18 protein-coding genes and 1 tRNA gene are annotated in these 20,379 nt (G+C 67.3%); 13 read left to right on the forward strand and 6 right to left on the reverse strand.

The annotated features are described in order from the left end of the window. Positions 1-117 precede the first annotated feature (117 nt). The 3 genes from ALI144C_RS43820 (at position 118) to ALI144C_RS43830 (ending at position 3,648) form a co-directional block, all read left to right on the forward strand. Positions 118-1,353 (forward strand): MFS transporter, encoded by a 1,236-nt coding sequence (locus ALI144C_RS43820; protein ID WP_143231219.1) that lies wholly within the window; start codon positions 118-120, stop codon positions 1,351-1,353. Between the two features lie 244 nt (positions 1,354-1,597). Then, positions 1,598-2,911 (forward strand): sensor domain-containing diguanylate cyclase, encoded by a 1,314-nt coding sequence (locus tag ALI144C_RS43825; RefSeq protein ID WP_083753919.1) that lies wholly within the window; start codon positions 1,598-1,600, stop codon positions 2,909-2,911. 224 nt (positions 2,912-3,135) lie between these two features. Next, on the forward strand, positions 3,136-3,648 hold the full coding sequence (locus ALI144C_RS43830; RefSeq protein ID WP_237774640.1) for a phosphoribosyltransferase family protein: 513 nt from the start codon (positions 3,136-3,138) through the stop codon (positions 3,646-3,648). On the opposite strand, the gene ALI144C_RS43835 is transcribed toward ALI144C_RS43830, so the two are convergent. Continuing rightward, on the reverse strand, positions 3,645-5,879 hold the full coding sequence (locus tag ALI144C_RS43835; RefSeq protein WP_076993174.1) for a DUF7507 domain-containing protein: 2,235 nt from the start codon (positions 5,877-5,879) through the stop codon (positions 3,645-3,647). The genes ALI144C_RS43830 and ALI144C_RS43835 overlap by 4 nt on opposite strands. Positions 5,880-5,932: 53 nt before the next feature. Further along, positions 5,933-6,526 carry a dCTP deaminase gene (dcd, locus tag ALI144C_RS43840; RefSeq protein ID WP_076993175.1) on the reverse strand — a complete coding sequence of 198 codons (594 nt, stop codon included), beginning with the start codon at positions 6,524-6,526 and terminating at the stop codon, positions 5,933-5,935. Between the two features lie 56 nt (positions 6,527-6,582). On the opposite strand from dcd, the gene ALI144C_RS43845 reads away from it, so the two are divergent. From ALI144C_RS43845 to ALI144C_RS43855, 3 genes are all read left to right on the forward strand, one after another. Then, positions 6,583-6,653 (forward strand) — tRNA-Gly (locus tag ALI144C_RS43845). Between the two features lie 140 nt (positions 6,654-6,793). Next, positions 6,794-7,285: a SigE family RNA polymerase sigma factor gene (locus ALI144C_RS43850; protein WP_076993176.1), complete on the forward strand. Its 492-nt coding sequence runs from the start codon at positions 6,794-6,796 to the stop codon at positions 7,283-7,285. Continuing rightward, positions 7,282-8,067 (forward strand): hypothetical protein, encoded by a 786-nt coding sequence (locus ALI144C_RS43855; RefSeq protein ID WP_076993177.1) that lies wholly within the window; start codon positions 7,282-7,284, stop codon positions 8,065-8,067. Before ALI144C_RS43850 ends, ALI144C_RS43855 begins: the two co-directional genes overlap by 4 nt. A 19-nt stretch (positions 8,068-8,086) precedes the next feature. Here ALI144C_RS43855 and ALI144C_RS43860 read toward each other — a convergent pair whose 3' ends face one another. Both ALI144C_RS43860 and ALI144C_RS43865 read right to left on the reverse strand, forming a co-directional pair. Then, positions 8,087-8,773 (reverse strand): alpha/beta fold hydrolase, encoded by a 687-nt coding sequence (locus tag ALI144C_RS43860; RefSeq protein ID WP_076993178.1) that lies wholly within the window; start codon positions 8,771-8,773, stop codon positions 8,087-8,089. Between the two features lie 10 nt (positions 8,774-8,783). After that, positions 8,784-9,398: an SRPBCC family protein gene (locus tag ALI144C_RS43865; protein ID WP_076993179.1), complete on the reverse strand. Its 615-nt coding sequence runs from the start codon at positions 9,396-9,398 to the stop codon at positions 8,784-8,786. A 230-nt stretch (positions 9,399-9,628) separates the two neighbouring features. Here ALI144C_RS43865 and ALI144C_RS43870 point away from each other — a divergent pair, with 230 nt between their 5' ends. The 5 genes from ALI144C_RS43870 to ALI144C_RS43890 are packed head-to-tail and all read left to right on the forward strand — an operon-like array spanning position 9,629 to position 16,131. Next, complete coding sequence (locus ALI144C_RS43870; RefSeq protein WP_076993180.1) at positions 9,629-10,462, forward strand: FAD binding domain-containing protein; 834 nt, start codon at positions 9,629-9,631, stop codon at positions 10,460-10,462. Further along, the gene (locus tag ALI144C_RS43875; protein WP_076993181.1) at positions 10,459-12,771 is read left to right on the forward strand and encodes a xanthine dehydrogenase family protein molybdopterin-binding subunit; all 2,313 of its coding nucleotides are present in this window, start codon (positions 10,459-10,461) and stop codon (positions 12,769-12,771) included. Before ALI144C_RS43870 ends, ALI144C_RS43875 begins: the two co-directional genes overlap by 4 nt. Then, positions 12,768-13,247 carry a (2Fe-2S)-binding protein gene (locus tag ALI144C_RS43880; RefSeq protein WP_076993182.1) on the forward strand — a complete coding sequence of 160 codons (480 nt, stop codon included), beginning with the start codon at positions 12,768-12,770 and terminating at the stop codon, positions 13,245-13,247. Before ALI144C_RS43875 ends, ALI144C_RS43880 begins: the two co-directional genes overlap by 4 nt. After that, positions 13,244-15,505, forward strand: coding sequence for a xanthine dehydrogenase family protein molybdopterin-binding subunit (locus ALI144C_RS43885; RefSeq protein ID WP_076993183.1), 2,262 nt, complete (start codon positions 13,244-13,246; stop codon positions 15,503-15,505). Before ALI144C_RS43880 ends, ALI144C_RS43885 begins: the two co-directional genes overlap by 4 nt. Next, positions 15,502-16,131, forward strand: coding sequence for a GntR family transcriptional regulator (locus ALI144C_RS43890; protein WP_076993184.1), 630 nt, complete (start codon positions 15,502-15,504; stop codon positions 16,129-16,131). The genes ALI144C_RS43885 and ALI144C_RS43890 overlap by 4 nt, the downstream gene beginning before the upstream one ends. 11 nt (positions 16,132-16,142) lie before the next feature. Here the strand turns inward: ALI144C_RS43890 and ALI144C_RS43895 are convergent, their stop codons facing one another. Further along, the gene (locus tag ALI144C_RS43895) at positions 16,143-17,138 is read right to left on the reverse strand and encodes a cation diffusion facilitator family transporter (protein WP_076993722.1); all 996 of its coding nucleotides are present in this window, start codon (positions 17,136-17,138) and stop codon (positions 16,143-16,145) included. Between the two features lie 49 nt (positions 17,139-17,187). Beyond that, a complete protein-coding gene (locus tag ALI144C_RS43900) occupies positions 17,188-19,374 on the reverse strand; it encodes a (Fe-S)-binding protein (RefSeq protein WP_076993185.1) in 2,187 nt (728 codons plus the stop codon). Positions 19,375-19,478: 104 nt separating this feature from the next. On the opposite strand from ALI144C_RS43900, the gene ALI144C_RS43905 reads away from it, so the two are divergent. Both ALI144C_RS43905 and ALI144C_RS43910 read left to right on the forward strand, forming a co-directional pair. Next, on the forward strand, positions 19,479-19,805 hold the full coding sequence (locus ALI144C_RS43905; protein ID WP_054296175.1) for a DMT family transporter: 327 nt from the start codon (positions 19,479-19,481) through the stop codon (positions 19,803-19,805). Further along, a complete protein-coding gene (locus ALI144C_RS43910) occupies positions 19,802-20,368 on the forward strand; it encodes a TetR/AcrR family transcriptional regulator (RefSeq protein WP_076993723.1) in 567 nt (188 codons plus the stop codon). Before ALI144C_RS43905 ends, ALI144C_RS43910 begins: the two co-directional genes overlap by 4 nt. Positions 20,369-20,379: the final 11 nt, after the last annotated feature.

Raw genomic sequence — 20,379 nt, forward strand, 5'->3', positions numbered from 1 at the left:
GGGCAACACGGCGACACGCCGGACCTACCGTCTGACGCTTTGTGATTGACTCGTGACGGCAAGCATCTAAGGTCCCGTCAGTCGGTAACCGGCGGGGCGTACATAAGGGGTCGGTGAGTGACGGAAGCACCGGGGCGAGTCACGTTCCGCGACGTGTTCGCCGTAGCTGAGTTTCGGGCGCTGTGGTTCGCCGAGATCTTCTCGATCGTCGGCGACCAGATGGCGAGGGTCGCGCTGTCGGTCCTGGTCTTCAAGCAGACGGGCTCGGCGACGCTGACCGGCTTGACCTACGCGCTGACCTTCGCCCCGTCCCTGCTCGGCGGCGTCCTGCTGACCGGCCTCGCCGACCGGTTCTCCCGGCGGAACGTGATGATCACCGCGGACCTGATCAGGGCCGCGCTGATCCTGCTCGTCGCCGTACCGGGAATGCCCTTCTGGGCGATGTGCGTGCTGGTCGCGTCGGCGACGCTGCTCAACCCGCTGTTCAAGGCCTCCCAGTTGGCGACCCTGCCGGACATCCTCAAGGGCGACCGGTTCATCACCGGGATGGCCATCCGCAACATCACCACCCAGGCCGGCCAGATGCTGGGCTTCTTCGGCGGCGGTGTGCTGATCTCCCAGATCGACCCGCGGATCGCACTGGTGATCGACGCCGGCACGTTCGTGCTGTCCGCCGTGATCCTGCGCGCGGGCATGCACCAGCGTCCGCCTGCGGCCAACCCCCGGCACCGGCCGTCGTTCTTCGGCTCGATCAGCAAGGGCAGCAAGGTCGTGTTCGCCGACCCCGGCCTGCGGACGTTGCTGCTGATCACGTGGCTGATGGGGTTGCTGCCGGTCTACGAGGGCATCGCCGCGCCCTACGCGCAGGTGTTCGGCGGTGGCGGTCTCGCCACCGGGCTGATCTTCGCGAGTGACCCTTTGGGCAGCGTTTTGGGCGCGTTCATCTACACCCGTTGGGTTCCCGCGTCGGTCCGCCCGCGCCTGCCCGGCCTGTTGTCCCTGGCGGCGGCGGTCCCCCTGTTGCTGTGTTTCCTGCAGCCGGGGCTCGTCGTCTCGCTGGTCATTTTCGTAGTGTCGGGGGGCATAGGTACTGTGGCGTTGATGCAGGCCACAGCGTCGCTCTCGCTCAACGTGCCAGACTCGAGCCGGGCGCAGGTGATGGGCCTGTCGAACACCGGCCTGACGACCGTGCTCGGCGTCTCGCCCCTGATTGGAGGTGTCGTCACGGACATGACAACGCCGCAGACCACGGTCGCCGCCTTCGGGACCGCCGGACTGCTCGCGGCGGTCCCGCTGGCGATCGCATGGCGCCGAAGCATCCGGAAGGACCCGGAGCGGTGGGTATCTCAGTGAAACCACACCCACGGAATATCGTTGCTGACGTTTCAGTGGGTGTGGCGGTCAGACGCGGCAGGTGGAGGCCTGGCGCGGAGACATCACTGTTCCTTGGTGCTGGCCATTAGGTGCTCACCTTTCACTTTGCTGACTACCAGAAAATACACACCTATGGCCCTTGTCGTCAGCCTGCTATCCGGTGGAAACTGTCTGTAAACGGGTAGTTCGCCTAGCGCGACAATGAGGGGTTTTGGGGGACGAGATGACTACGACAGGGGAACCGGCGAGGCGACTATGGGCGCCTGTCCGTGACTGGGCGTTGTGGGAGCGACCCCGACGCTGGGTCGTCTACACCCTCACGACCGAGGCGCTGACACTGGCGCTGGCGGTCGCCGCACTCGTGTTCGTGCCGGTCAGCGGCAAGCAGATGCTCATGTTCGGCGTGCTCGCGGTACTGGGGGTACTGCAGGCCGAGATGAGCCGCAAGATCGAGCGGGCCCGTCGTTCACTCAACGTCACGCCGCACGTCAGCATGACGTCGGTCTGGATGCTGCCCGCCATCCTGCTGCTGCCGCCCCAGTTGATCGCCGCGCTGGCTGTCACGTTCTACCTGCACCTGGGGATCCGCAGCTGGTCGGGGATCCAGCACGCGGCCGCGCACCGTACTGTGACGAACGGCACAACGGTAACCCTGACTTGTTTCGTGGCCAGTTGGGTCACCCACGCGTTCTTCGGCGCGAACCCGCTGGCGAGTGGGACCGAGGTGGCTGCGGCGGCGGTGTGCGTCGCGGGGGCGATGTACTTCCTGGTCAACACCGCGATCACCGGTGGCGGTCTGTATCTGGCCGCGCCGGAGAAGGCGAGCGTCAAGCGCATCGTCGGCACCTGGGACGACAACCTGCTCGACCTGGCCACCCTGTGCATCGGCGGCATGATGGTCATCGCATTGATCAACCAGCCGCTGATGGCGCTGATCACGTTCGTGCCGATGTTCGTGCTGCAGCGTTCGGTGCTGGCCAAGCAGCTCGAGGACCTGGCGTCCAAGGACCAGAAGACCGGCCTGCTCAACGCCACCGCGTGGCACCACCAGGGCAACCAGGAGGTCTCGCGGGCCGGCCGCACCGGCGGCGAGTTCAGCGTGCTGATGATCGACCTCGACTTCTTCAAGAAGATCAACGACACCCACGGCCACCTGGCCGGGGACGACATGCTGATCGCGCTGGCGGACATGCTCAAGCGCGAGACCAGGTCGCACGACCTCGTCGGCCGGTTCGGCGGCGAGGAGTTCGTGGTCCTGCTCGGCGGTTCGTCGGAGCTCGAGGCGGTCATCGCGGCCGAACGGCTCCGCCACCTGATCACCGAGCTCGTGGTCAGCACGCAGAACAACGAGGGCAAGCCGGTCGTGATCACCGAACGGACCGCGTCGATCGGCGTGGCCGCGTACCCCGAGGCTGGTCAGACCCTCGACGAGGTACTTGCCGCTGCGGACGCGGCGGTGTACGTGGCCAAGGAAAGCGGACGCAACAAGGTCGTCGGCGCCACAAACCGCCCGGTCGTGGTAACCACTGCGGGTTAACCCTCGCCGGTGATTGTCAGCTCACAGTAACCGCCGTCGCATTCAGTGCCACGGCGGTTACTTTTTGTTTTTACCGTTCGAGGGTGATTGACATACCATTGGTCATCATTCCGCCGAAGTTGCTTCTTTCCACCTGAGATCTTGGTGACAATTCACTTCGGCTGGCTGGCGAACAAAATCCCCGCTGTGACACGTCGCGCAGGCGCGATCACCGGTAGTCGATGATGGCCGTCGTGCTCTCCCAGATTCGGCGGATCGACGGCCACACCGACGTGTGGACCGTCTTCCGCGATCCGTCCGCACTTCGTCAAGTCGTGGCCGCGCTGGCCGAGCCGTACCAGGGGGTCGGTGTGACGACCGTCGCGGGCATCGAGTCGCGCGGCTTCCTGCTCGGCGGTGCGGTCGCCGTCGCGATGGGCGTCGGCTTCACGGCGATCAGGAAACGGGGTGCGCTCTTCCCCGGGCCGAAGGTGCGACACGTGACCGCCGCGGACTACCGGGGCAACGAGACCGAACTCCTCCTGCAGCGCGACTCGCTCGGGCCGGGCGACCGGGTGTTGCTCGTCGACGACTGGATCGAGACCGGCAGCCAGGCCGCGGCCGCCCAGTCGATGATCGCCGAATGCGGGGCGACCATGGTGGGCATCGCCACGATCATCGACGGCCTGACCGACGAGCGCCGCGCCGCCCTGCCGCCCGTTCACCGGCTCATGCGGCAGGACGACCTGCCGCATTAGTGCTGGACGTCCACGAACCCCACGCCCACACCGCTCACAAGCGGTCCAACGGACGCTCTACCCGTGACTGTGGCCACGGTGGTGACATCGTCCGCAGGCGCGGTCATCGTGCACGTGTAGTCGACTTGGTCCTTGAGCTCCCCGAGCGTCCGGGCACAGTCGGGCGCGACGGCGTCCGTGACCGTGACTTCGGTCAGCGGAACGTCGCCGGTGTTGCGGACGCTGACGGCGAACGTCACCGTGTCCCCCGGCTTGTACGGGCCCGCAGTGGTCAACGCGATCGAGACACCCGGGTGGATGACCGTGTAGGAGGCGTCGTCGGCCGCAGTCACCGTGCGCGTGGTGATATCCGTGCCGGTCACGGTTGCCTTGGTTGTGGTGCTTGATGCCCCAGCGACCTGCGTACACGTATAGGTCTGGGCATCTCCCGCACCGAGCTCGCCGACCTGCTTGCCACAGCCGGGAAGGTCATCGGCCACGGCGACCGCGGACAGCTGCGTGTCACCGGTGTTCTTCACCGTGATCTTGAACGTGACTGTGTCGCCCTGCCGCACCACGCTCGGCGTGACGTCCTTGGTGACCTGGATGTTCGGGTGGATCACCTTGACCGGCGCCTGAGCCGTGGCGGCGACACGCTTGCCGAGCCGGTCGGCCGCGCTGACCTCGGCCACGTTCACGTTGTCCGGCACAGGTGCCGTCGCGGTGCAGGTGTACGTCGTGGGTTCGGTGAGCTTCCGGGTGCAGTCCGGGGTCTTGGCGTCGACGACCTCGATCCCGGCGAGTGGCGTGTCACCCGCGTTGTCGACCTTGATGGTGAAGGTGACGGTGTCGCCGTCCCTGTACGCGGGCTTGTCGGCCTGCTTGGTGAGTTGGACCGCCGGGTTGAGCACTTCGACCGGTACGGACGCGCCACCGTCCACCTCACCGATCGAGGTGGACGCTGTGACCGCGACGGTGTGGGTGAAGTCGTCGGACGGCGCGGTGAGCTGACACGTCACAGCCTGGGACTGGCCCGGCTCCAACGCCGCGATCTTCGCGCAGTCACCCGGCGCGTCCCGGCCCGGCTTCGTCGTCTGGACCACCCGAACGTCACGGACCGGCACGCCACCGGAGTTCGTCACCGTGCTCGTGAACGTGACCTGGTCGCCGGGGTGCACCGCGGGTTTGTCCGAGGTCACCGACACCTGGAGCGCCGGGACCGCGACGGACACCACGACGCCCTGCGCCAGGTAGCTGTCACCAGTGGTGGTGAAACCGAGGTCCAGCGTGGTCGCGCCCACGTCGACCGGGACGTCGAGGGTCCGTGCGTCCACGCTGAAGTTGTTCGAGTCGCCTTCGGCCTGGGAGACAAAGAAGTTGTCGGTCCGGCCGGTGCCGTTCACCAGGAACCGGTCGCCGCCGATGCCCCAGTCGCCCTCGTACGCGGTCAGGCCGATCCTGGTCGACGCGGTGGCGGCGCGGAAACCGTTGACCCGCAACGTAGTTGTCTCGTCACCGGGGTTCTGCCGGACATGCCCGTCGAACACCATCACATGGCGTTTGCCCGCGCCCGGATGGCTGTACACGAGGGTGATCGACCAGCCGCCCACGCAGCCGAAACCCTTGGGGGTCCACACGTTCGCGACTGTCACAACAGTCGCGCCGGTCGTGAACGCGGCCGTCACGTCGGCGGAAGCGGTGTAGAGCTGACTCGACCCCCGGAACGTCCCCGGCGGGTCGGTCCGGAACGTCGCGGGCGCCACCTCGGTCGTCTTGGCCCCGACGGTGAGCTTGACCGACCGGTTCGGGGCCCCGTCCGGCAGGACCGCGGGCACCTGGGACTCACGGGACTGGCACATCCGCACGGTCGAGTCCGCGAACACACCGGTGTTCCCGCCCCAGCTCAGCCGGGCGTACTCCACTTTCGACCAAGCGGGCAGCTCCGGCGTCGCCGTGCTGGAGTTGAACGTGGCCGGGTCGCTGTCCACGTCCGACCACTGCATGAAGAAGTTGTCGTTCACCCGGTTGTTGCCGCGGTTGGCCGCGTCGGCACAGGCCTGCGGCGAGTTGCCGTCACCCGTCGCCGGTGCGTTGTCCGCAGCCACCGGACAACGCACAGAACTGTTGCCAACAACAAGAAAATCGCCGTTGAGGATCTTCGTGTACGTCGGCGAGAACGGCTGAAACTCAGCGGCGCGCGCACCGGCTGTCAAGCCTGCCAACAACATCAGCCCGACCAGCACAAGGCGCATACCAGCCGAGTTTGTCAGCGAACGCCGTCACGGACACCACCTCAGCCACTACTTCACCCGCTTGTGTCCCGCCTTGTATCCACCCGGTGGAAGTTCAGGTAAGCCCTTGACGGCGTCGGCCCCCGCTGACCCTGGTAACGAGACCCGGCCTTCTTCGACCCGTACGGGAACTCGGCGGCACTGGACAGCCGGAACAGGCAGAGCTGCCCGATCTTCATACCCGGCCACAACGTGATCGGCAGATTGGCGACGTTGGACAGCTCAAGCGTGATGTGCCCGGAGAACCCGGGGTCGATGAAGCCCGCGGTGGAATGAGTCAGCAGCCCGAGACGGCCGAGGGACGACTTGCCCTCGAGACGCCCGGCGAGATCGTCGGGCAACGTGACCAACTCGTAGGTCGACCCCAGCACGAACTCGCCGGGATGCAGCACGAACGGGTCGTCGCCCTCCTGCTCGACCAGTGACGTCAGCTCATCCTGCTGCTGCGCCGGGTCGATGTGCGTGTACTTGGTGTTGACGAACACCCGGAAGAACCGGTCAAGACGCACATCGATGCTCGAAGGCTGCAACATCGCCGGGTCGTAGGGCTCGACGCCCAGCCGTCCCGACTCCAGCTCCTTGGTCAGATCACGATCACTCAGCAGCACGCCAACACCCTAGCTGCGCCCCGCAGCCGATGTTGTGTATGCTCGGTCAGGCGTTCGCGGATGTAGTTCAATGGTAGAACATCAGCTTCCCAAGCTGAATACGCGGGTTCGATTCCCGTCATCCGCTCAACTCAGGTTTTAGCAGGTCAGAAGGGCTGTCTCCCCGGAGCGGGAGGCGGCCCTTCCGGCTTTTCGGGATCTCTTCGCGTCTGCGGGCAACCGCTGGGACGGGTGCGTCCGTACTAAGCGGCGACCGAGGAGGGACCGTTGGATCGTGATCGTGACTTCGGTGAGTACGTGGACGCGCGTGCTCTCCTGATGCGACGCACGGCGTACCTGTTGTGCGGGGATTGGCATCGGGCGGAAGACATCGTGCAGACGAGCTTGGCCAAGCTCTATGTGGTCTGGCCGCGGGTTCGGCGTGCTGACACTGTCGACGCGTATGTCAGGAAGGTGCTGGTTCGGGCCGCCATTGACGAGGGGCGGCGTGGCTTCTTCCGGCGGGAACGTGCTGTTGCCGATGTGCCGGACACGTCTGTGTCGGCTTCCGCTCCGGATTTCGATGTTCGGCGGGCGTTGGCCGCGTTGCCCGTCGGGCAGCGCACGATCCTGGTTCTGCGGTTCTGGGAGGACCTCAGTGTGACCGAGGTCGCCCGGCTCGTCGGTCGGACCGAAGGCACCGTGAAGAGCCAGACGGCGAAGGGCCTTGCCTCGCTGCGCGACCTTCTCGGGAACCCGAAACTCGAGGAACGGCGATGAACGACATCAAACAGACTTTGGCCACGGCGTTCGACGCCGAACCGCCCGTCCGCGTCGACCGCGACGAGGTGATCAGGAGCGGCCGTCGCCGCCTGTTGCGCAGGCGTGCCGTCACCGCGGGTGGGACCGCGCTCGCCGCGGGCGCTGTCCTGCTGAGCTCCACCTTCTTCCTCGGCCGGGGTGAGCCGGAGCAGTTGCAGGTGGCCGCCCCGCCCAAGCCCCCGGGAGCGGCGACCACGACTTCGAAACCGGCGAAGCCGCCCACGGCCGTCGAGCAGCGCCTCACCAACGCGCTGGCGGCGAGTCGCATCGTGCCGACGGACCTCACGTTGCGCCCGGTTCCTGACTGGCCGTCGGCGCCACTGACGTTCAAGCTGAGTCGTGACCGCTACGAAGCCGCCACCGACGTCGTCGACAAGCAAGGCAACGAAGGCACCATGTTCGTCATGGTCCAAATGCACGACCCTTCCGCGCCACCCACGGGACCCGGCTCCCGCGATGTGCGACCGTCCTGTGCCGCGCCCAACACCTGTGTGCAACGTGATTTCGGCGGTCGCTCGGTCCAGCTCACCACTGTCCCCTTTGGCACTGCGGGCGAGGTCATCCTCATGGCGGACACGAAACTGCCCGACGGCACAAGCGTTTACGCCTCGACCTCCAACGCTTCCAGCAAGGCTGTCGGCGAGCACGGCAAGTCCACCACTCCGCCGACCACGCCACACCACCTGCTCACCCTCGACCAGTTGGGGCAGATCGTCGGTCTCGCCGACATGAAGCTCTGACCGACGTGCCCAGCCCGGACTACCTGCGGGCACCGACGATCACGGCCGCGTCCCGGACGTGCCGGCTGAAGATCTCCGGGTGCGTCATCGGCAGGTAGTGGCCGGTCCCGGGAATCACGACCAGGCGGCCGTCCTGGGCGGCGGCGAGGAACTTGCGTTCGTGGTAGCGGAGATGGTCGTGGCCGCCGTTGATGAACCACGTGGGGCCGGGGTACTGGGCCACCGCACGCAACGGGTCGAACGAGCGCAAAGCGGTTACGACGGACGGGATCGCGGGTGTCGCGATGGGACCGGCGCCCAGGGCCGCGACGACGTCCGGCGGCAGAGTGGCACGGAACATCCGACGGCTGAAGCGTTCCCCACCGTCGGGCAAGCGAGTCAGAACACTGTGCATCGCAAGGAAAGGCGCCGTGGCGAAGCGGTCGGGCACAGTGGTCGAGCCCGCGACGACCAGACCGGCCACACGGGACGGGTGGGTCGCGGCGGTCGCCATGGAGACGTAACCGCCCAGGGAGTGGCCGACTACCAACGCGCGCCCGCCCAGTGCGTCGATCGCATCGGCGACCACCGCGACGGCGGCGTCCATCGTGAACGCGTCGCTGAGGCGGGCACCGTGGCCGGGTAAGTCCACCCGGTGCCCGAACTCGTACGAGATCCAGGCGCCCGCGTGGCAGCGAATGCCGTGGACCAGAACTACTGGGACCATAGTCCCGATATTACTGCGTCCGGATGACTATTTCGATCACTCGCTTCCTGCGCATGCCCAGGCCCGCGAGCAGGCCCAGCGCCACACCGGCCGCGACCGGGGCGTACTTCTTCAACAGCGGCACCACTATCAGTGCCGCGCCGTCGAGCGCCTCCGGAGTCGCCGACGTCACCGCGGCGGGGTTGTCGAAGGACTTCTCCACGTTGTGCGCGAACTCGTCGATCAGCCGCTGCGACACCTCGCCGATCACGCCGCGCCCGAACTGCGCCACCTTGCCCCGGATCATCAGGTCCGTTTCGATCGAGACCTTCGAGCCGTCGCCGTCGGGCAGCACACGGGCGGTCACGTGTGCGTCCGCGTTGCCCTGGCCGTGCTGTTCCCGGCCGGACGCCTTCAGGACCGCTGTGCGCGCCGCCTGGTCGACCGACAGGAACTTCACCGTCCCCGCGTAGGAGACGCCCAGCGGCCCTACCTTCACCTTTACTTCGCCGGTATAAGTGGAGTCGTCGGCGCGGCCGGTCAGTTTGCTCCCCGGCATGCATCCGGCCACTCGCTCGACGTCGAGCAGCGTCGCGAACACCTTCGCCGGATCCTGCGCGATGTGGACTTCGTGGGTCAGCTTCATTTCAGGTATCCATCAGTGCCTTGCCCGCCGTCGACGGGGATGTGTGCGCCGTTGATGACGCTAGCCCTTGGCGACGCGAGGAACGCCACCAGTGCCGCCCCTTCGTCGTCCTCGCTTCGGGAGTCCCAACTCCGACCACAACCACGAGAATGGGGTCCGACGTCAGATGATCGCTCGGGGACGAGGCTTATGTTGAAATATGGTATACCAAACGTGCCGGAAGGGGCCCTGTGAAGCCGGCGGCGTTCACCTACCACCGCGCCTACGACGTGAACGACACGATCGCGCAGCTGGCCGAACTCGGCCAGGACGCGAAGATCCTGGCCGGCGGGCAGAGCCTCGTCGCGATGATGAACTTCCGGCTGGCGAGGCCGAGCGCGCTGGTGGACATCACCAGGATCGCTGGCCTCGACTACCTGGAACGGGACGCACAAGGCCTTCGCGTCGGCGCGCTGACCAGGCACCGAACCGTCGAGACCGCGAAGATCGACGGTTTCGGCGTGCTGTCGAAAGCAGCGCGGTGGATCGGCCACTACCCCATCCGCTGTCGCGGCACGTTCGGCGGCAGCATCGCCCACGGCGACTCCACCGCCGAATGGTGCGTGCTGGCAGTTCTGCTCGAGGCCCGGATCGTCCTGCAAGGACCGCGTGGTCGCCGCGAGGTCCCGGCGACCGAGTTCTTCCAAGGTTTCTTCATGACCGCCGCGCAGCCGGACGAGATGATCGTCGAGGTCCGGTTCCCGAAACCGGCACCGCACGCGGCGCTGACCGAGTACTCCCAGCGGCAGGGCGACTTCGCGATCGTCGCCGCGAGCGCACGGCTTGACCTGACCGAAGACGAGGTGCTCACGTCCCGCGTCGTGCTCGGCGGCGTCGGTCAGCAACCTGTGGTCGTCGACGCGGACTTGGCCGGTCAACCGGCGAACGAGGAAACGTGGCGTGCGGCGGGCGAAGTGGCTGCGGCGCAGGTCGATCCGCCGTCGGATGGGCACGGCAGCAGCGCGTACCGCAAGAAACTCACGGCTGCGCTTGTGGCTCGCGCGCTCGCCGAGGCGGCGGCATGACGGCGTGGGTCGGGGCACGCGTTCCCCGCAAGGAAGACCGCCGGATGCTACTGGGGCGCGGTCGCTTCGTCGCCGACATGGCACGCGCGGACACGCTGCACGCCGGATTCGTCCGTAGTCCGTACGCATCCGCGACGATCAAGTCGATCGACGTCAGCGCGGCCAAGCGGGTCGACGGCGTGCTGGACGTGCTGACCGGCGCCGATCTCGGTGACCCGTTCCTGCGGGCGGTGCTGGAACGCGACGAGTTCACCCCGACGGAGATGCCGATGCTGTCGGGTGACCGGGTCCGTTTCGTCGGCGAACCGGTCGCCGTCGTGATCGCCGAGGACGCCTACGCGGCCGAGGACGGCGTGGAGGCGGTTGAGGTCGAGTGGGCGACCGGGCCGGTCGTGCTGGACATCGCCGCCGCGCTCGCCGCCGACGCTGAAGTCCACAGTGGAACGAGGAACTGCCTGGTCGACCTCGTGCTGTTCGACGATCCCGGGCTCGACGCGATCTTCGCCGACGCCCGGCTGACCATCGAGGCGACGTTCACCAGCGCACGGGTTTCCGCTCAGCCCATGGAAGGCCGCGCGACCATGGCCGAATGGGACGATCGCGACAGCCAGGTCGTCGTGCACACGTCCACACAGGTGCCGCACCAGTGCCGGTCCGGAATCGCGCAGGCACTGGGTATTCCAGAACGCTCGGTGCGGGTGATCGCGCCGGACGTCGGTGGCGGGTTCGGCCAGAAGTGCGTGGTCAGCCGGGAAGAGGTGGTGCTGGCCGCAGCCGCCATGCGCCTGCGCCGTCCGGTGATCTGGGTGGAGGACCGGCAGGAGAACCTGACCGCGTCGGTGCACGGCCACGAACAGCGTTACGACGTCACGGCCGCGTTCGACGCCGACGGCCGGATTCTCGGCCTGGCCGCGGACATCACGTGCGACATCGGCGCCTACTCGGTCTTCCCGTTCACGTGCGCGGTCGAGCCGTTGATGGCCGCGACCGAGTTGCCCGGGATCTACAAGGTCCCCGCCTACCGGGCACGTGGCCGCGGGCTGGCCACGAACAAGGCGCCGACCGCGCCCTATCGCGGTGTGTCCAGGCCGCAGATCGTGCTGGTCATGGAACGGTTGATGGAGAAGGCGGCTGCCCGGCTCGGCGTCGACCCGATCGAGATCCGCCGCCGGAACATGATCTTGCCGGGTGAGTTCCCGTACACCGGCGTCAACACCATCACGTACGACGAGGGCAGTTATCTGGAATCCCTCGACCTGACCGAGAAGAAAATCACGGAGGCCGGGTGGTATACCGAACGCGACCGGTTGCGTGAGCAAGGACTTCTCGCCGGAATCGGTTTCTCCTGTTTCTCCGAGCGAACCGCGTACGGCACGCCGACGATGTCGCAGCGCAGAATGCGGATGACGCCCGGATACGACACCGCGCACGTCCGAATGGACCCGTCCGGCGAGGTTGTCGTGACTACCGGGACATGTGGTCACGGGCAGGGACACGAAACGACATTCGCGCAAATCGTCGCAGACCAACTGGGGATTCACCCGGACCAAGTGCGACTTCGGCAAGGCGATACCGATCTGACCTCGTACGGGTGGGGCACGTTCGGCAGCCGCTCGATCGTGATCGGCGGCGGCGCGGCCCGCAAGGCCGCGGACGCGGTCGCGGGCAGACTTCGAAAAGTGGCCGCGCACCTGCTGGAGGTCGGCGAGGACGACGTCGAGCTCGCGGACGGCCGGGCCGGTGTGCGCGGGGTGCCGGACGTGTCGCTGCCCATCGCCGAGCTGGCTCGGGTGGTGCATTTCCAAACACACCGGCTGCCCGAGGAATGCCGCTACGGTCTGGAGGCGCGGGAAAGCGCGGACCCGCCGGGAACGTTCTCGAATGCGTGTCACGCAACACTCGTTTCCGTCGACCCGGAAACCGGGGACATCCGTGCGCGGAAGTTCTTGGTCGTGGAAGACTGTGGGGTCATCATCAACCCGTTGGTAGTCGACGGCCAAGTGCGCGGCGGTGTCGCGCAGGGGATAGCGGCCGCGCTCTACGAACGGATCACGTTCGACCAAGAAGGACAGCCGACGAGCGCGACTCTGATGGACTACCTGGTACCGACGGCGACCGAGATCTGCCCGATCGAGATCCACCACCTGGAAACGCCATCGCCGTTCTCCGAGAACGGTTCCAAAGGGATGGGCGAAGGCGGGACGATCGGTGCGCCCGCCGCCGTGCTCAACGCGATCAATGACGCGTTGGCGCACCGCGGTGTCGAGTTCGACCACATTCCCGTCATGCCGGAGGACGTGCTGTCATGAAGGACATCCACCTGATCGCACTCACGGTCAACGGCACCGAGCACGAGATCGTGGTCGAGTCCCGGCGCACGCTCGCCGACGTGCTGCGGCACGACCTGGGCTACACCGGTACGCACGTCGGCTGTGAGCACGGCATCTGCGGTGCCTGCACGGTTCTGCTCGACGGTCAGCCGGTACGGGCCTGCCTGATCTTCGGTGTACAGGCGGACGGCTGCGAAGTCCGCACGGTCGAAGGCCTCGCCGACGGTGACGAGCTCTCCGACCTGCAGAAAGCGTTCAGCCGCTGCCACGGGCTGCAGTGCGGGTTCTGCACGCCGGGGTTCCTGATGCTCGCCGAGGCCTATCTGTCCGAACAGGACGGTGTGCCGGACGAGTCGGAGGTCCGTGAGGTGATGGCGGCCAACCTCTGCCGGTGCACCGGCTACCAGGGGATAGTCGACGCGGTCCGGCAGGTCGCCGAGGAGCGCGCGGGATGACGGCGATCGGCGAGCGCCTGCCGCGCAAGGAGGATTCCCGCCTGCTGCGCGGTCTCGGCCGGTTCTGCGACGACCAGGACCGGGCTGGCCAGGTGTGGATGCGCGTGGTTCGTTCGCCGATCGCCCACGGCAGGCTGGTGTCGGTCAGGAAACCTGGAAACGCTGCCAGCGGCAGTGTCGTCACGGCTGAGGACCTGCCGCCGGGCGTGCGCATCCCGGTCCGCCTCAACGTGCAGGGCATCGACCTGACCGATCACCTGCAACCGGTTCTCGCAGCTGGGGAGGTCCGGTACGTCGGGGAGCCCGTTGCCGTGGTGATCGCGGACGATCCGTACGAGGCCGAGGACATCGCCGAGCGCGTCGAGGTCGAGATCGACGAGCTACCAGTCACAGTGGACACCGCAGCGGGCACGCTGGCCGCGGAGTTCGAACTGGGCTACGGCGACGTGGCGAGCGCGTTCGCCCAGGCAGCGCACGTCGTCGGGATCGAGTTCGACATCGGCAGGCACAGCGCGGTCCCGTTGGAGCCGCGGGCGTTGCTCGCCGACGTGGACCCGGCAACAGGGGCGTTGCAGATCTTCGGCATGACCAAGGTTCCGGTGTTCAACCGGGACGTGCTCGCGGGCATGCTCGGCATCGACGAACACCTGATCCACGTGCACGCCATGGACACCGGCGGCGGCTTCGGCGTGCGCGGCGAGTTCTACCCGGAGGACTTCCTGGTCGGATGGCTGGCCCGGAAACTGCGCCGCCCGGTCAAGTGGGTGGAGGACCGGGCCGAACACCTCGTCGCGGTCAACCACTCCCGCCAGCAGCACCACGTCATCTCGGCGGCGTTCGACGAGAACGGGACGCTGCTCGGGCTGAAGGACGACGTGCTGCACGACAACGGCGCGTACGCCAGGACGCACGGGATCATCGTGCCCGAGCTGACGTTGGCGATGCTGCCGGGCCCGTACCGCGTCCCGGCGTTCCACGGGCGCATCCGCGTCATGCTGACCAACAAGACTCCGTGCGGTACCTATCGCGCGCCGGGCCGATTCGAGGGAACCTCGGTCCGTGAGCAGCTGTTCGACGTCGCGGCGGACCGGATGGGCGTCGACCGCGTGGAACTGAGGCGCAGGAACCTGCTCACCGCGGACGAACTGCCGCACACCAGGGCGATGAGCACCCTCGGCACGGACGTCGTGCTCGACTCGGGCGACTACGTCGGCCTGCTGGACAAGGCGGTGGTCGAAGCCGACCGCCTCGGTTACCAGTCCCAGCTGGAATCGCTGCGGGCACGCGGGCACACCGCAGGTCTCGGCGTCGCGGTGTTCCTGGAGAAGAGCGGCCTCGGGCCACAGGAGACCGCGGACGTCGTGGTCGGCACGTCCGGCGAGGTCCGCGTGCACTCCGGCGGAACCTCGCTCGGTCAAGGCATCGAGACCGTGCTGGCGCAGGTCACGGCGGACGCGCTGACCGTGGACCCGGCGGTGGTGACCGTGGTCAACGGCGACACGGTGCTGCAGCCGTTCGGTGGTGGGTCATGGGCGTCGCGGTCCACAGTCGTCGGTGGCAGTGCGGTGCACAAGGCCGCCTTGGCGGTACGGGAACGCGCGATCCAGTTGGCTGCCCGGATGCTGGAGGTGTCCGAGGACGACCTCGATGTCACCGCGGGCGCGATCGGCGTCAAGGGCGCGCCGGGCACCAGTGTGTCGTACGCCGAGGTCGCGAAGGCCGCCCGACCAGGCAGTCCGCATCTGCGCGACGACGAACCCGCAGGGCTGTCCGCGCGACGCAGGTTCGAGGTCGAGCACATGACCTATCCGTACGGTGTGCACTTCGCGCTGGTGGACGTGGACACCGGGACGGGTCACGTGAAGGTGTTGCGCTACCTGGTGGCGTACGAAGTCGGCAGGGCGATCAACCCGACATTGGTCGAAGGTCAGCTACTCGGTGGTGTCGCACAGGGGGTTGGTGGCGCTTTGCTGGAGGAGTTCCGGTACGACGATGCCGGACAACCACAGGCGGTGACGTTCATGGACTACCGGATGCCGACGGCGGCGGAGTTGCCGCACGTCGACATCCTGGTGGCCCAGGACGCTCCGGCACCGGGCAATCCCCTTGGGGTGAAGGGAGCCGGTGAAGGCGGAGTGACCGCGGCGGGCGCGTCGATCGCGGGGGCGATCAGGGACGCGCTGAGCCTCACCGGTCCGGTGGGGCGGTTGCCGATGACCGCGGAGCGGGTGCGCGGTCTGATCGAGGAGGGGACATGACAGAGTCCGTACAACCGGCGTTGAACTACGTCAGCAAGACCGACATGGTGGTCGCGCTGATCCGTGAGTTGATCATCACCGGTGAACTGCCCGCGGGCAAGCAGCTCAGACAACGCGATCTCGCCGCGCGGTTCCACGTCAGCCAGACGCCGGTCCGCGAGGCGATGCGCAGGCTGGAGTCCGAAGGGCTGGTGGTCGGCGACGCCCACCGGGGGTTCACCGTCGTCGAGGCCGACTCCGGCTCGACCGAGGAGAACTTCCAGATCCGCGCGGCGCTGGAGTCGCTCGGCGCGGCGCTGGCCGCACCGAAGATCGACGAGGCCGGGATCGCCAGGCTGACCGACCTGAACGAGCGGATGCGCGGACTCGCCGAGAACGACCCGCTCTACCCCGAGCTCAACCGGGAGTTCCACTTCACGCTCTACGAGTACTCGCACAGCCCGCTGCTGCTGTCGCTGATGCGGCTGCTGTGGCAGGCGCTGCACGGCGGCCCGCGCGTGAACCGCAGCCACGCCGAGTCGATCAGCCAGCACGAGCTGATCATCGACGCGCTGCGCCGGGGCGACACCGAAGGCGCGCGCAAGGTGACCTACGAGCACATCATGGGCGCGCTTCCGCTGGGCTGAGGTGGAGCAGCTCAACCGTGCAGTTCCCTGCCGTAGCGCGCCAGAACCTTGGCGCGCAGGACAGGGTCGTTGCGCGGCACGGGTTCCAGGAAGATCTCGGTCAGTTCGGCGAACTCCGCCCGCAGGTCGGCCTCGATCCGGACGCACGCCCGTTCGAGGTCGGCCGCGCCCAGCTCGTCGTCGAAGTCCAGCCGGGCGCACAGCAGCACGCTGTCGGTGCCGGTGGTCATCGTCAGCAGGTCGACGACCGCCTCGACTTCCGGCGTCTTGCGCAACCGCATGCCCACCGCCTTGACCAGCACGGGGTCGGCCTGGCGGCCGATCAGCAGGCCCCGGTTGGTCCGGCTGAGCAGGTACGCCACGGCCGCGAGCAGCAGGCCGATCATGACCGACGCGATGCCGTCCGCCAGTTGTGACCCGGTGAGCTGGTGCAACCCGATCCCGGCGAACGCGATGAGCAGGCCGACCAGCGCGGCACTGTCCTCGAACAGGACGGTCTTGCTCGTCGGATCGTCGCTCTGGCGCAGGTATTCGGACAACGAGCGGTTCTCGGCCCTGGCGTCTCGGCGGGTCTGGCGCACGGCCTGCGTCCACGAGATCGACTCCAGCGCGAACGCCAACGCCAGCACGACGTACGCGACAACCGGCGACTCCTGTTCGACCGGCTCACCGAAGATGGCCGAAAAGCCTTCGTAGAAAGAGAAAACCGCACCGGATACGAAGATCGACACGGCTGCGAGCAACGACCAGAAGTAGCGTTCCTTGCCGTAGCCGAAGGGATGCGTGCGGTCGGCCGGTCGTGCGGACGTGCGCAACGCGGTGAGCAGCAACGCTTCGGTGAACGTGTCGGCGACCGAGTGCGCGGCCTCGGCGAGCATCGCGGCCGAGCCGGTGATCAACCCGGCGATCGCCTTCATGATCGCGATCGCCAGGTTGACCAGGAGTGCCAGTACGACGGTGAGCGTGCTCTCGCCGCCCGGTTTGTCCTCTTTGGTCTCGCGCGCCATGCCCCTCAGTGTGGCGGTCGGGACCTGGGCGTGCACGGCAACCCGGCCGTCAGCGGAGGCTGGGGGACTCCTCAGCCGGTTCCGGCTCGGGCTCCGGCTTGGGCTGGCCGCGCTTGACGGCGGTGAGCAACAACTGCGACACGTCCACGACCTCGACGTGCTCGCCCGCCATGCCGTCGCTCTTGCGCTGGGTGAGGCCGTCGTTGAGCATCACGCGGCAGAACGGGCAACCGGTGGCGATCTTCGTCGGAGCCGTGCCGAGGGCCTCGTCGACGCGGGCCACGTTGATGCGCTTGCCGATCCGCTCCTCCATCCACATCCGCGCGCCACCGGCGCCGCAGCACATGGACTTGTCGGCGTGCCGTGGCATCTCGCGCATGGACACGCCCGAGGACTCGATCAGCTCACGCGGTGCCTCGTAGACCTTGTTGTGACGGCCCAGGTAGCACGGGTCGTGGTACGTGACGTCCTCCGCCACGGGGGCGACCGGCACCAGTTTGCGCTCGCGCACCAGCTTGTTGAGCAGTTGCGTGTGGTGCACGACCTCGAACGTGCCGCCGAGCTCCGGGTATTCGTTGCCCAGCGTGTTGAAGCAGTGCGCGCAGGTCGCCACGATCTTCTTGACCTTGCGGTCCTCGAAGACGCCGTTGAGCACTTCCACGTTCTGCTGCGCCAGCATCTGGAACAGGAACTCGTTGCCCGCGCGCCGGGCCGGGTCGCCGGTGCAGGCTTCCTCCGAGCCGAGCACCACGTACTTCACGCCCGCGATGTGCAGCAACTCGGCGACCGCACGGGTGGTCTTCTTCGCCCGGTCCTCGAACGCGCCCGCGCAGCCGACCCAGAACAGGTACTCGAAGTCCTGGCTGCCGTCGAACACCGGGACCTCGAAGTCCAGGTCCTCGGTCCACTGCAACCGGTCCTTGGCGTTCTGGCCCCACGGGTTGCCCTTGTTCTCCAGGTTCTTGAACATCCCGTTCAGCTCGGCCGGGAAGTTCGACTCGATCAGCACCTGGTAGCGGCGCATGTCGACGATGTGGTCGACGTGCTCGATGTCCACCGGGCACTGCTCGACGCACGCGCCGCAGGTCGTGCAGGACCACAGCGCGTCCGGGTCGATGACGTCGCCGACGAGCGCCTTCTCCGACTCGGCCAGTGCGAGCACGTCGATGCCCGCGTGCGACTCCAGGCCGATCTCGTCACCGGCCATGTCACGCTTGCCGCCCGCCAGCAGGTACGGCGCCTTGGCGTACGCGTGGTCGCGCAGCTGGGTGATGACCAACTTGGGCGACAACGGCTTCTCGGTGTTCCATGCCGGGCACTGGGACTGGCAGCGCCCGCACTCGGTGCACGTGGTGAAGTCCAGCCAGCCCTTCCAGGAGAAGTCCTCGACCTTGCCGGCGCCGAAGACGTCCTTCTCCGGGTCGGCCTCCTCGAAGTCCAGCGGCTTGCCACCGCTCATCATCGGCTTGAGCTTGCCGAGCGCGGTGCCTTCCTCGCGCTTGAAGTAGATGTTGAAGAACGCGGTGAAGCGGTGCCACGCCACACCCATGGTCTGGTTCAGCGAGATCACGATCAGCCAGACCATCGCGGAGAAGATCTTCATCGCGGCGAAGATCGAGACCAGCGCGGGCTCGGCGGGCAGCACCGAGCCGATCAGCTTCGAGATCGGCGCGGACCACGTCGGCACGTCGAAGTAGCCGGCGGCGTACTTGGCGGCTCGGATGCCCATCACGCCGAGGCCTTCGACCAGCACGATCGCCTCGACGAAGTACGCGCGTCCCATCCGGGACCCGGTGAACCGCGACGAGCGGCCCTTGAACCGGGGGTGGTTGCTCTGCCTGATGTAGATCAGGCCGAGGATGCCGAGGACCGTGGCCAGCCCCAGCAGTTCGACGAACAGGTTGTACGGGCCCCAGTGCCCGATCCACGGCAGGTCCCAGCTGGGCACGAACACCTCGCCGTACGCGGCGACGACGCTCAGGATCAGCCCGCCGAACCCGGCCATGACGAACCAGTGCAGCACCCCGATGTGGCTCCACTTGAGCATCCGGGTGTGCCCGAGGACCTCTTTGACCATCACGGCCATGCGCCTGCCGAATGGGCCGTTGCGCGTGGAGTCCGGCTGGCCCAGCCGGATCGTGGCCAGCATGCGCCGCACCGTCATGGTCGTCATGACGATCGCGACCGCGGTCAGCACCACGCAGAGGATGCCGAGGATCAGCCCCAAGCCTGTCATGCGGCTGAAGGTAACGGGGGTTACTCGTCAGTAACCAGTCCAGCGTGATCTGGATCGCTCAAATTGCCTTGGTATTGGGACGATCGTCCCGTTAACTTGGCATCATGCCTCCATACCTGCTCCTCGCGGTCGCCATCGCCGGTGAGGTCGCGGCGACCACGTCGCTGAAGCTGTCGGAGAACTTCTCCAAGCCGGTGCCGTCGGTCGTGGTCGTGGTCGGTTACGTGATCGCCTTCGGCGTGCTCGCCAAGCTGCTCAAGGACGGTTTCCCGGTCGGTGTCGCGTACGCGGTCTGGGCCGCGGCGGGCATCGCGCTGGTCGCGGCCATCGGCGTGCTGTTCTTCAAGGAGCCGCTGACGTGGACGATGATCGGCGGCCTCGCGCTGATCATCGGCGGCGTCGTCCTGCTCGAACTGGGCAGGTCGCACTGATCCGGCAACCGGACGGCCGCAAGGCCAGGGGCGACCGCCGCAGGCAGGAGCTGATCGAGGCGACCCTGCGGGTGATCGAACGCGACGGCGTCGCGGGTGTGACCCACCGGACCGTCGCCAGGGAGGCGGGCGTGCCGACGACGTCGACCACGTACCACTTCTCCAGCCTCGAAGACCTGCTCACGGCCACGCTCACCTGGTGTGCGGGCGGGTTCACCACGGCCGTGCGCGACCTCGTCGAACGGGCCAGGATCAGGGGAAGCCAGGGTGCCCGCGAGGTCGCCGAGATGATCGTCGAAGCGCTCGGGCCGCAACGCGGTCGCACCATGGCCGAGTACGAGCTCTACCTGTTCGCCTCGCGCAGACCAGCGCTGCGCCCGGCCGCGCGGTTGTGGCTCGACGTGCTGACGAGCCTGGTGCAGCACGACGACGAGGTGGCCTTCCGCGCGTTCCTCGCCGGGATGGACGGGTTGCTGATGCAGGGCCTGATCGACGACGAGCCGCCGACCGTCGCCGAGCTCGAACCGGTGGTCGCGTACCTGATGCGACCGTCGAAACCCTGAGCTTCGACGCC

The organism is Actinosynnema sp. ALI-1.44 (genome assembly GCF_001984155.1).
In the GTDB taxonomy this organism is placed as follows: domain Bacteria; phylum Actinomycetota; class Actinomycetes; order Mycobacteriales; family Pseudonocardiaceae; genus Kibdelosporangium.